Here is an 11,724-nt window from a genome sequence, read left to right on the forward strand (position 1 = left end):
GTAACAATCCCCCGGCAAAGCCGGGGGCTTTCGTAATGTGAGCCGCTCAAAGCGGCTAAATGGTGGCGCTAACGCGCCCCAATCAAATGCCACCCAAGGTGGCAAGCCCTATGACCACAGCTGCAACTGCTCCAGCCTCTGGTCCTCTTTTTCCTGATTCTTGATGTATTCCCGAATCATCGTCTCATCACGACCCACCGTTGAGACAAAGTAGCCTCTGGCCCAGAAATGTTGCCCGACGAAATTACGCTTGCGCTCCCCATACACCCGCGCAAGATGAATCGCACTCTTGCCCTTCATGTACCCGACTACCTGCGACACCGCGAATTTCGGTGGAATCGATAACAGCATGTGCACATGATCCGGCATCAGATGCCCTTCCAGCACCCGGCTTTCCTTCTGCTCTGCCAGCTTCCGGAAAATTTCTCCGAGATGCTGCCTGAGTTGTACGTACAGCACCTTCCTGCGGCACTTGGGAATGAAGACCACGTGGTATTTACACTCCCAGCGGCTGTGGCTTAGGCTTTCGAAGTCGTCCATCTTTGATACTCCTCTTAAGTGTGCTTGGCGGCTCACAAAGTGCAGTGTTACTGATGGGCGACTCCCGCAAAAGTCAAACTTCTACTGCCACCCCGGCAGAGCCGGGGGATTTCCCTTGCCTGTTTAAGTCGTGGGAGCGAGCTTGCTCGCGATCAACAGGGCTTCGCGAGCAAGCTCGCTCCCACGAAAATTCAAACTTCAGAAGGCCGGATCAATAGGTAGCCAGCTCAGCACGCCGTCATACCGGCGAAAGCCGGTATCCAGAGCATCGCTCGAACAGGCCTTGCAGCTGGATTCCCTTTCGCCGGAATGACGAACTGGACTTTGCTGCGGTAGCTACCAGGCAAAACCTATTGAACCACATAGACATAGACATAGACATAGACATAGAGGGCACAGAGAAGGCACAACCCTGAGAAATGCCAATGACGTGCTCCCGCTTTTCTCTGCGCTCCCTGTGTCTCTGTGTCTCTGTGTCTCTGTGGTTGATTTGGGTTTTGCTGAAAAGGCTTGCTAATCAGGCTTATTCGCTGCGCGTTCCAGGCTCGGATTCGCCGGCGGCAGGCTCGTCGGCGAGTTGCTCTGCGGCCTTGCGCTGGCGCACGATCTGGCCGCGCCGCTTGATCCAGAACAGCAGCCAGGCCGGCAGGAAGCCCAACAGGCCAAACACCAGCAGGGCATAGACCACGCCCTTGCCAGGCACCAGTGCGGCGCTGAACATCAGGATCACATACAGATAGCCGATCAGCAGGATGTACATCGATATACCCGGATGGGAATCAAGCTACAGCCTTTTTCCAGAAAAGGCCGCAGCCATATACCCATTGCTTGTTACTGGCTGCGCTTGTCGCATTCGATCAGCGCATAGGCCGAATGGTTATGGATGGATTCGAAATTCTCGGCTTCCACCGTGTAGGCCACGATGCGCGGCTCGGCATTGAGCTGGGCGGCAACGTCACGCACCATGTCTTCGACGAACTTCGGATTGTCATACGCACGCTCGGTGACGAACTTTTCGTCCGGACGCTTCAAGAGGCCGTACAGCTCGCAGGACGCCTGCTTTTCGACCAGGTCGACAATGTCTTCAATCCACACCTGCTCGCCCAGCGTGGCGGTGATGGTCACGTGGCTGCGCTGATTGTGCGCACCATACGCGGAAATCTTCTTCGAGCACGGGCAGAGGCTGGTCACCGGCACCAGCACGCGCAGGCGCTGCTCGATGCGGCCGTCCTTCACTTCACCGATCAGCGTGACCTCATAATCCATCAGGCTTTGCACGCCGGACACCGGCGCGGCCTTGTTGACGAAGAAGGGGAAGCGCATTTCCAGATAGCCGGATTCGGCCTCCAGCCGCTCGCACATCTCGCGCAGGATGCTCTCGAACGATTCGACGGAAATCTCGCGCTCGCGGCTGTTGAGGATTTCCACGAAGCGGCTCATGTGCGTGCCCTTGAAATGCTGGGGCAGGAACACATACATGTCGAAAACGGCGACCGTGTGCTGCACGCCCTCGCTGCGATCGGCCACCCTGACCGGATGACGGATGGCTTTGATGCCCACCTTGTTGATTGCAATATTGCGCTGGTCCGGGGTGCTTTGTACGTCGGCAATCGCCACGGTCATGGCAGAAACTCCAGTCAGAAACAGGGCAGCAGTATAACTGACCGGCAATACCCGAGTAAACCAGTCGGGAATTAGCGCTGGCTATGCCGGCGATAGCCGCTGCCCATCGCCCGGATGCGGCTGACACGCCGGCCGGACGCTCATGGCGTGGCGAACAGCGGCAGCAGCCGCGTGGCCAGGCGAGTGAAATCGGCCAGCATGCGCTCGATGAATTGCGGCAAGTAGGGCAGCGACAACTGCAGGGCAACCAGGCCAATGCCCAGCGTCAGCGGGAAGCCGACAGCAAACACATTGAGCTGCGGCGCCGCACGCGTCATGACGCCAATCGCCAGGTTGGTGATCAGCAGCGCGGCCAGCACCGGCAGCGACAGCATCACGCCGGTGCGGAAAATCGTGGCGCCGTAATCGGCCAGCAGCTTGAAGGCGCCGTAGCCCGCAGGCGGGCTGCCGATGGGCAGCGTGACAAAGCTCTCCAGCACGGCGCGCAGCACGATGAGGTGGCCGTCGAGCGCGAGAAAAATCAGCAGCGTCAGCAGACTGTAGATCTGCGCCAGCACGGCGGTATTGGTCGAGTGCAGCGGATCGTAGAGCGTGGCGAAGCCCAGGCCCATCTGCAGGCCGGTGAGGTGGCCGGCCATTTCCATGCCGGTGAAGATCAGGCGCATGATGAAGCCGAGCGCGATGCCGATCACCAGCTCGCGCACGGCGAGCAGGATGCCCAGCGGCGAGACGATTTCCACGCTGACGGCGCTCGGGTGCAGCTGCACGCTGACCAGGATGGCGATCAGGATGGCCAGCCCCACGCGCACGCGCACCGACACCACCTTCATCGACAGCACCGGGTCGGCCAGCATCAAGCCGAAAATGCGCAGAAATGGCCACCAGAACATGACCAGCCAGCCATTCATCTGCGCGTCGCTAAACTCGAACATGCCCCTCCCGTGGGTTCCGGCCGGCCGGCAAGCCGGATCGCTGCGATCCACACTTCTGGCAAAACCGGCAAGAATGGATGGAAAAGCCGCGGCCGCGCGCGCGGCAAAAGGTCTAGCCGATCAGCTGCGGAATGCTCTGATAAAGGCGCACGGTGTAATCCATGATGGTTTCCAGCATCCAAGGCCCGGCCAGCACCATCACCAGAAAGGCAATCAGCAGCTTGGGGATGAAGGACAACGTCGCTTCGTTGATCTGCGTGGCCGCCTGGAAAATGCTGACGATCAGGCCGGTAACCAGCATGGCCAAGAGCAGCGGCCCGCCCAGGAGGACGGTCACTTCCAGCGCACGCTGCACGACGGTGATGACGGCTTCGGGACTCATGCCAGGCTCGATTCAGAATGGGAACAACCAGATAACCCAACAGGGTATATCGCCAGAGCCTTTACCATAGATAGGCCCCAGGCACATACCCGCAATAGTAAAACCGGCGCGAGCGTGACTATCCGCTGAGATAGAAGCTTTGCACGAGCGAGCCCATCAGCAGCGTCCAGCCATCGACCAGCACGAACAGCATCAGCTTGAAGGGCAGCGAGATGATCATCGGTGACACCATCATCATACCCATGCCCATCAGCACGCTGGCGACCACCAGATCGATGATCAGGAAGGGAATCATGATCAGAAAGCCGATCTGGAAGGCCGTTTTCAGTTCGCTGGTGACAAAGGCCGGCACCAGCACCTTCAGGCTCACATCTTCCGGACCATTGGGCTTGGCCGAGCCGGACACTTCGAGAAAGAAGGCCAGATCCTTTTGCCGCGTCTGCTTGAGCATGAATTCCTTCAGCGGCACGCTGCCCTTGACGATGGCCTCGTTGAAACTGATCTTCTGCTCGGAATACGGCTGGTAGGCCTCGACATAAATCTTGTCGAACACCGGCCCCATCACGAACAGCGTCAGAAAGAGCGACATCCCGACGATCACCTGATTGGGCGGCGACTGCATCGTGCCCATGGCCTGGCGCAGCAGCGAGAGCACGATGACGATGCGGGTAAACGCCGTCATCATCAGCAGTACCGCCGGCAGGAAACCCAGGGCGGTGATGAAGAGCAGCGTCTGGATGGGCAGGCTGTAATTGGTGCCACCGGCAGCGCCCGGCGCGGCATTCATGAAGGGTATGCCGGGATCGGCCGCGCCCGCCAAGGGCAGCAGCGCCATACCTGCCAGCAGTAGCCACCTAGCGCGCATCGGAAGACTCCGTGGCCGCAGAGGCGTTGCGCCGCGCGATGGCTTGCTGCAGCCACTGTGCAAAGGGCGGCATGGCCGCCGCCGCATCCGGGGCGTCAGCAGGTCTGGGCAGCGTATGCAGCAGATTGACCTGTTCACCAGTCACCCCCAGCACCAGCCAGGTGTCGCGCAGCTCGACGATGACCACACGCTCGCGCGTGCCGACCATGACGCCGGACACCACGCGCAACTGGCCGCCTGCCGCGCGCGGCAGCAGCGAAAAGCGCCGCATCAGCCAGGCGCCGACCACGATCAGGCCCAGCACCACAATCAGCGCCAGCGCCACCTGTGCCAGCGCGGCCAGACCGCTGCCAGCCGTGGCGGCGGGAATGCCGGAGGCCGCGGCGGCCAGCACGGGAGCGCACGGCAGCAGCAGGCCGGCCAGCAAGGGGATGATGCGGGGCATGATTACTTGTGCAGGCGGCGAATGCGTTCCGCCGGGGTGATGATGTCGGTAAGGCGGATACCGAACTTGTCATTGACGACCACGACTTCGCCCTGGGCAATCAGGCAGCCGTTGACCAGCACGTCCATCGGCTCGCCGGCCAGGCCGTCAAGCTCCACCACCGAGCCCTGCGCCAGCTGCAGCAGACTGCGGATGGCGATCTTGGTGCGCCCGAGCTCCACGGTCAGCGAGACCGGGATGTCGAGAATCATGTCGATGTTGTTGGGCAGGTTGCCGGCAGGCGGCGTTGCGTCGAAATTCTGGAAAATATTGGCGGCCTGCGCTTCCGGCGCGCTGCTGCCGGCAGCCGCTTCGGCAACTTCCTGCTCGGCCAGTGCGGCCGCCCAGTCGTCCATCACGGAGTCGGCGTCTTCTTGTCCCGCGCCAATTTCTTCAGCCATTGTTGTCTCCCGGGCCAGGCTCGTCCGAGGCGCCCAGCAGTTCGCTGGTGCTCAGGATCTTGTTGACCTTCAGTGCATATTGGCCGTTGAGAATACCATATTTGCACTCGAGCACCGGCACGCCGTCGACCTCGGCGATGATGGCCTCGGGGATATCCAGCGAGACGACATCGCCAACTTTGAGGTTGAGAATGTCGCCCAGCGTGATGTTGGCATTGCCCAGATTGGCGACCAGATCGACCTCGGCATTCTGCACCTGCTTCTTGAGCAGCGACAGCCAGCGGTTGTCGGCCTCGATGCGGTCGGCCTGCATCGTGCTGTAGAGCGTATCGCGGATCGGCTCGATCATCGAATACGGGAAACACACGTGGAAATCGCCACCGCCGGCGCCCAGCTCGATCTTGAAGGTGTAGGCAACCACGACTTCGGTGGGCGTGGCGATATTGGCGAACTGCGTGTTCATTTCCGAGCGCACATAGGCAAACTCGCACTCGAACACCGGCTTCCAGGCCTTCTGGTATTCCTCGAACACCACCTCCAGCAGGCGCTGGATGATGCGCTGCTCGGTCGGCGTGAAATCACGCCCCTCCACGCGTACGTGGTAGCGGCCATCGGAACCGAAGAGATTGTCGACAACCAGAAACACGAAATCCGGGTCAAAGATGAACAAGCCGGTGCCGCGCAGCGGCTTCATGTGGATCAGGTTGAGGTTGGTGGGCACCACCAGGTTGCGGATGAATTCGCTGTACTTCTGCACGCGCACCGGGCCCACGGAAATCTCGGCATTGCGGCGCATGAAATTGAAGAGTGCGATGCGCAGATTGCGGGCAAAACGCTCGTTGATGATTTCAAGCGTGGGCATCCGCCCGCGGACAATGCGTTCCTGGCGGCCGATGTCATAGGCGCGGACGGCCGAAGTGTCGACAGCTTCGTCGCCGTCGTCCTCTTCGCCGGTCACCCCGCGCAGTAGCGCGTCGACCTCTTCCTGGGAAAGGATATCGTCTGCCATGACACCAGCTTGTCGCGAAAACCCTGTGTTGAGCCGCTAGATCGGACTATTGGTAGAAATATTTAGTGAAGTTGACGCTGAGCACCCCCTCGTCCTTGCCTTCGGCTTCCAGCACGAGGTTGATCTGCTCGCGAATCTGGCGGGCCAGATCTTCCTGCCCCTTGGTCGTGCGCACTTCATCCAGCGTCTTGGAGCCGATCAGGCGGATGACGGCGCTCTGCACCTTGGGCTGCATTTCCTTGAGCCTTTGCTTGTCGGTCTCGTCGGCCAGCTCGACAAAAATCTCGACCTGCAACACGGAATCGCCTTCGCCGGACAGGTTCACGGTGAAGGGATCGGCCTGCAGTTTTTCATAAACGGGCGGCACGCCCTCTTCCTTCTTCTTGGGCTTCTTCTTTTCCTTCTTCTCGTCGTGCGCCTGCGCCTCGGCAACCGCCTCGTCAGCACCACCGTCGGCCGGCGGCTTCATGATGAAATACAACAAGGCGCCGCCCATGGCCAGCAAGAGGGTAAGCAGGACAATCACGATGATCAGCAGCAATTTGCCTTTCTTGGACGGGGCAGCGGCTTCTGCCTTGGCTTCGGACATGGGTTCACCTGAGAAAAAATCCAGCCTTGCTGGCTGGCGGATTATACCCGCAGCGGGACGCAAACGAGCCGCATCGGCAAAAGCTAATGCGGCTCGTTGTTTATAAAGCAAATATTTTCACGAAACAAGCACTAAGGCGCGAAAGCTAAGGTAAAGCCTAGGCCGGCGAAGCCGTTCAGACGTAGAGACTTACTCCACTGCGGGCCACCGGGACGCGCATTTCGCTCAGAACCGTTTCACTCACCCCGCCATCGCCCCCCAGGCGCGCGCCGTAGGCAAGAGCGTGCCGCTCATGGCCTGAGCCCTGCCGCGAAGCCTGCTGCTGGGCGGCCTGCTGCTGTTGTTGCTGCTGTTGCTGAAGGCTGTCGCTGGCCACCTGCACATCCACCAGATGGATGCCCTGATCAGCCAGCAGCGCGGTCAGCCTGGGCGTGGCGGCAGCCAGTGCTTCACGTACAGCCGCGTGCTGCGATGTAAATACAACACTGGCCTGTTCACCACCGAGATTAAGCCGCACTTCCATCGGCCCCAGATGCGGCGGATTGAGCTGCATGTCGATCTGCTGCTCCTGCTTGCCCAGCATCAATCCGACCCGCTGGGCAATCGCATCGCCCCAGCGCCCGGAGCCGACGGGCTCGGGAATGTGCGCCTGCGGCCGTCCCGACTCCTGGGAGGCCGTGCTCTTGTGCTCCTGCAACAAGGGGGTAGTCACGGCGAAGGAACCACTGCCCGGCTTCTCGCCGGCAAGCGCTTCGATGTCCTCATCCTGCGGCAAGCCCTGCAGCAAGCCGGCAAAACTTGCCGACAAATCCTGTCCGCGCTCGCGATCCGGACGGGCCAGGGCATCGGGCAGCTGCGCCGTCATTCCTGGCACCACGATGGCGGCATCGGCCTGTTCGGCGCCAAGCCGCCCCCCCGCAACACCAGCTGCCTGCGCAGCAATCCCGGCAGGCACGAGGCCTGCTGGCTGCTGCTGATCAAGGGCAAGCGGCTGCCCAGCCGGCAGCAGCATGGTGGCCAGTTGTGACGTTTCGCCAAGCCCGGCCTCGGCCGGCAACGTCTGCCCTTCCTGCGACTCCATGTGCTGCTGACCGAGGCCTGCGGCCTGGGCAAGATGGGCTGCAACAGCCTGCAACAGCAGGGGTTGTCCGGCAAGGAGGGCGGCCTGCTCGGGGGTCAGCGCCGTTTCTGCCGGAGCATCTTCAACGCTGGCCGTCGCGGCAGCAGCGGCCTTTTCACCGGCGCCCGGACCAGCGACCGGCGCGGACTGCCCCTGCTGGCGCTCGGCCAGTACATTCTCAAAACGCGAGCCTGGCTCACCCGAGCCCCCGGCGATAGCTGGACGACTCTCGGCGCCCTTGGCCGGCGAGGCATTCAGTTTGGGAAGGGCAGTCACTGCTGCGGTCATGGCTCACCTCGAAAATGCGGTACGGCCACTTCAAAGCAAGTATGATGCCAAGCACCTCCGCCACACGACGACAGCACGCACATGGCAGAAGATTCCGATCAGGAACGCACGGAAGAGCCCTCGGGAAGGCGGCTCGAAGAAGCCCGCAAGAAGGGGCAGGTTCCCCGCTCGATGGAGCTGACCACCTTCGCGACGCTGATGGTCGGCATCCTGATGATTTTCATGCAAGGCTCCGAGCTCTACCGCATGCTTGCGGAAACGCTGCAAACCAGCTTTTCCTTCAAGCGCGAGCTGCTGGAGAACCCGAAAACGGCGCTGGAGCTTTTTGTGGCCAGCATGCAGGCGGCCATCATGGCCATTCTGCCCATCCTGGGCGCCACCGCGCTGGCCGGCATCATCACGCCACTGCTGATCGGCGGCTGGCTTTTTACCTTCGAATCGCTCACGCCGAATTTCGCGCGCATGAACCCGCTGAGCGGGATAGGACGGATGCTGTCCGTGCGCAGCCTCGTCGAGATGATCAAGACTATCCTCAAGTCCGGCCTCATCGGCGGGGTGGCGACCTATGTACTGTGGATCGAACGCGAACAGTTCATTGCGCTGCTGACCATGCCGCCTGACAGCAGTTTTCTCTATCTGTGGGAAATGATCCGCTTCACCCTGCTCAGCGTCGTGGGCGCCATGGCCGTCATCGTGCTGATCGATGTGCCCTATCAGATCTGGGATTACTACAAGGGCCTGCGCATGACGAAGGAAGAGGTGCGCCAGGAATCCAAGGATTCGGAAGGCGACCCGCATGTGAAGGGGCGCATCCGCCAGCTGCAACGCGAAGCCGCCCGCAAGCGCATGATGTCCGAAATCCCCAAGGCCGATGTGGTGGTCACCAACCCGACCCACTATGCCGTCGCCCTGCGCTATACCGAAAACATGCGCGCTCCGCAGGTCGTCGCCAAGGGCTCATTCCTGCTCGCCGAACGCATCATCGACATTGCCCGCGAGAACAAGGTGGCGGTGATCCGCACGCCTCCTTTTGCGCGGGCCTTGTATCACCACGCGGATCTCGGCTCGGAAATTCCGGCCGCGTTGTATACTGCCGCAGCCGAAGTGCTCGCCTACATCTATCAGTTGCGCCTTTATCACCGCTATGGCGGCGTGGAGCCGCAGCTGAACGACGAGCTGCCTGTTCCCCAGGAGCTTGACCCCGAAGCACCCAGCGACTGATCGCAACCCCCGAGCCATCCACGAGTAGCGAACCGCAGTGCGCAATATCAATCTGAGCCGGCTGGCCGGCCCCGTCCTGATCCTGATGGTCCTTGGCATGATGGTGCTGCCATTGCCGCCGCTCGTTCTGGACTTCTTCTTCACTTTCAATATCGCGCTGTCGATCATCGTGCTGATGGTCAGCCTCTACACGCGCCAGCCGCTGGAGTTTTCCAGCTTCCCGACCGTGCTGCTGCTGACGACGCTCTTGCGGCTGTCGCTGAACGTGGCCTCGACCAAACTGGTGCTCACCGAAGGCCACGCCGGCAGCGACGCCGCCGGCAAGGTGATCGAGGCCTTCGGCCACGTGCTGATCGGCGACAACATGACGGTCGGCATCGTGGCCTTCGTCATTCTCACCATCATCAACTTCATGGTCATCACCAAGGGTGCGGGCCGTATCGCCGAAGTGAGCGCCCGCTTCGCCCTGGATGCGATGCCCGGCAAGCAGATGGCCATCGACGCCGACCTGAACGCCGGCCTGATCGGCGAGGAGGAAGCCCGCAAGCGCCGCTCGGAAATCGCCCAGGAATCGGACTTCTTCGGCTCCATGGATGGTGCGTCCAAATTCGTGCGCGGCGATGCCATCGCCGGCATCCTGATCATGGTCATCAACCTGGTCGGCGGCCTGATCATCGGCATGATGCAGCACGATCTGGCCTTTGGCGAAGCCGCCAAGACCTACTCGATGCTGACCATTGGCGATGGTCTGGTCGCCCAGATTCCCGGCCTGATCATTTCCGTGGCAGCCGGTATCGTCGTCTCGCGCGTCGGCACCGATCAGGACCTGTCCGAGCAGATTCTTGGCCAGATGTTCATGCGTCCGCAGGTCATGTATGTTACTGCTGCCGTAATGGGCATCATGGGCCTGATTCCCGGCATGCCGCACCTGGCCTTTCTGCTGATGGCGGCCATCGCGGCGGGCATCGCCTGGACTCTAGAGCAACGCGCCCGCCAGGCCCTGCTCAAGCCTCCCCCCAGCGCGCCGGGAGCCACTCCCGGTCCTGTCGGCGCGGCGACTCCCGAAGCGGCACCTCTGCAGGAAGTGAGCTGGGCGGATGTGCAAACGGTCGACCTGCTGGGCCTCGAAGTCGGTTACCGGCTGATTCCGCTAGTGGACCGCAATCAGGACGGCGAGCTGTTGCGACGCATTCGCGGCATCCGCAAGAAACTGGCGCAGGATCTGGGCTTCCTGGTACCTGCCGTGCACATCCGCGACAACCTGGAGCTGAAACCCAACCAGTACCGCATCCAGCTCAAGGGCGTGGACATCGGCCAGGGCGAAGCGCATTCCGGCCAATGGCTGGCCATCAATCCGGGCAATGCCAGCGGCGCACTGAACGGCTCGCCCACCAAGGATCCGACCTTTGGCCTGCCGGCCTACTGGATCGATGGCGGCCTGCGCGATCAGGCCCAGGCCATGGGCTACACCGTGGTCGATGCCGCCACCGTGGTCGGCACGCACATCTCGAACACCCTGCAGAACCACGCCGCCGAACTGCTGGGCCGCGAGGAAGTCCAGGCCCTGCTCGACCACTTCGCCAAGGAGTCCCCCAAACTCGTCGAGGATCTGGTACCCAAGGTCATTCCAGTCGGCACGCTGCAGAAAGTACTGCAGAACCTGCTGGAAGAAGGCCTGCACATCCGCGACCTGCGCACCATTCTGGAAACGCTGGGCGAACACATGCACCGCACCCAGGATGTCGAAGAACTCACCTCGACCGTCCGGATTGCGCTGGGCCGCGCCATCGTCCACCAGCTTTTCCCGGGCGAGGACGAATTGCAGGTGGTGGCGCTGGAACCGCAACTGGAGAACATCCTGCTTTCGGCCGCCAGCGGCCGCAACCAGGGCGGCCTGGAGCCCGGCCTTGCCGAGCGGCTCTTGCAGCAGGCCAGCTCCGTCACCGAGCAGGTGGAAAACCAGGGCATCAATCCGGTGCTGATCACCCCGGCCCAGCTGCGTCCGATGCTGAGCCGCTTTCTGCGCCGCTCGGTGCCGGGCTTGCGCGTGATCGCGCACACCGAAATCCCGGACAACAAGACAATACGCATTGTCGCCCTGCTGGGCGCGGGCTGACCGATTCGACAACACTAGCCGGCAATTGCCGGCTCTGGCTGTCGCCAGCGTAGGCGAACATGGCAGAATTGTGGAAAATCGCTGACACTGGCGCACGCGGGGACTCGCGCAGGTGGTGGATGCTGTTCAGGCACAGATTTTTCACGGCACCAGC

General features: G+C 61.6%; 13 protein-coding genes. 2 read left to right on the forward strand and 11 right to left on the reverse strand.

Features of this window, described 5'->3' with window-relative positions:
• Positions 1 to 108: 108 nt before the first annotated feature.
• The 11 genes from tnpA to C515_RS0110550 all read right to left on the reverse strand — a co-directional run bounded on the left by tnpA (position 109) and on the right by C515_RS0110550 (position 8,221).
• A complete protein-coding gene (gene tnpA / locus C515_RS0110500) occupies positions 109 to 540 on the reverse strand; it encodes an IS200/IS605 family transposase (RefSeq protein WP_028455501.1) in 432 nt (143 codons plus the stop codon).
• Positions 541 to 1,063: 523 nt separating this feature from the next.
• Positions 1,064 to 1,300: a hypothetical protein gene (locus C515_RS0110505; RefSeq protein ID WP_028455502.1), complete on the reverse strand. Its 237-nt coding sequence runs from the start codon at positions 1,298 to 1,300 to the stop codon at positions 1,064 to 1,066.
• Between the two features lie 71 nt (positions 1,301 to 1,371).
• Positions 1,372 to 2,163, reverse strand: a complete 792-nt coding sequence (gene folE2, locus C515_RS0110510) for a GTP cyclohydrolase FolE2 (protein WP_043649117.1) — start codon at positions 2,161 to 2,163, stop codon at positions 1,372 to 1,374.
• A gap of 140 nt (positions 2,164 to 2,303) precedes the next feature.
• Positions 2,304 to 3,095, reverse strand: a complete 792-nt coding sequence (gene fliR / locus C515_RS0110515) for a flagellar biosynthetic protein FliR (protein WP_028455504.1) — start codon at positions 3,093 to 3,095, stop codon at positions 2,304 to 2,306.
• A gap of 112 nt (positions 3,096 to 3,207) precedes the next feature.
• Positions 3,208 to 3,477 carry a flagellar biosynthesis protein FliQ gene (fliQ, locus tag C515_RS0110520; protein WP_028455505.1) on the reverse strand — a complete coding sequence of 90 codons (270 nt, stop codon included), beginning with the start codon at positions 3,475 to 3,477 and terminating at the stop codon, positions 3,208 to 3,210.
• A 118-nt stretch (positions 3,478 to 3,595) separates the two neighbouring features.
• The gene (gene fliP / locus C515_RS0110525; RefSeq protein WP_028455506.1) at positions 3,596 to 4,342 is read right to left on the reverse strand and encodes a flagellar type III secretion system pore protein FliP; all 747 of its coding nucleotides are present in this window, start codon (positions 4,340 to 4,342) and stop codon (positions 3,596 to 3,598) included.
• On the reverse strand, positions 4,332 to 4,787 hold the full coding sequence (gene fliO / locus C515_RS0110530) for a flagellar biosynthetic protein FliO (protein WP_245575023.1): 456 nt from the start codon (positions 4,785 to 4,787) through the stop codon (positions 4,332 to 4,334). The genes fliP and fliO overlap by 11 nt, the downstream gene beginning before the upstream one ends.
• A 2-nt stretch (positions 4,788 to 4,789) precedes the next feature.
• Positions 4,790 to 5,227, reverse strand: a complete 438-nt coding sequence (gene fliN / locus C515_RS0110535; RefSeq protein WP_028455508.1) for a flagellar motor switch protein FliN — start codon at positions 5,225 to 5,227, stop codon at positions 4,790 to 4,792.
• Positions 5,220 to 6,236, reverse strand: coding sequence for a flagellar motor switch protein FliM (gene fliM / locus C515_RS0110540; RefSeq protein WP_028455509.1), 1,017 nt, complete (start codon positions 6,234 to 6,236; stop codon positions 5,220 to 5,222). Before fliM ends, fliN begins: the two co-directional genes overlap by 8 nt.
• A gap of 46 nt (positions 6,237 to 6,282) precedes the next feature.
• Positions 6,283 to 6,825, reverse strand: a complete 543-nt coding sequence (locus C515_RS0110545) for a flagellar basal body-associated FliL family protein (RefSeq protein WP_043649119.1) — start codon at positions 6,823 to 6,825, stop codon at positions 6,283 to 6,285.
• Between the two features lie 175 nt (positions 6,826 to 7,000).
• Complete coding sequence (locus C515_RS0110550; RefSeq protein ID WP_158380810.1) at positions 7,001 to 8,221, reverse strand: flagellar hook-length control protein FliK; 1,221 nt, start codon at positions 8,219 to 8,221, stop codon at positions 7,001 to 7,003.
• Between the two features lie 93 nt (positions 8,222 to 8,314).
• Between C515_RS0110550 and flhB the strand changes: the two genes are divergently transcribed.
• On the forward strand, positions 8,315 to 9,454 hold the full coding sequence (gene flhB, locus C515_RS0110555; protein WP_028455512.1) for a flagellar biosynthesis protein FlhB: 1,140 nt from the start codon (positions 8,315 to 8,317) through the stop codon (positions 9,452 to 9,454).
• 85 nt (positions 9,455 to 9,539) lie between these two features.
• Positions 9,540 to 11,570: a flagellar biosynthesis protein FlhA gene (gene flhA / locus C515_RS0110560; RefSeq protein WP_081686894.1), complete on the forward strand. Its 2,031-nt coding sequence runs from the start codon at positions 9,540 to 9,542 to the stop codon at positions 11,568 to 11,570.
• Positions 11,571 to 11,724 lie beyond the last annotated feature (154 nt).

The sequence above is a fragment of the Chitinilyticum litopenaei DSM 21440 genome (genome assembly GCF_000428145.1).
GTDB lineage: Bacteria > Pseudomonadota > Gammaproteobacteria > Burkholderiales > Chitinibacteraceae > Chitinilyticum > Chitinilyticum litopenaei.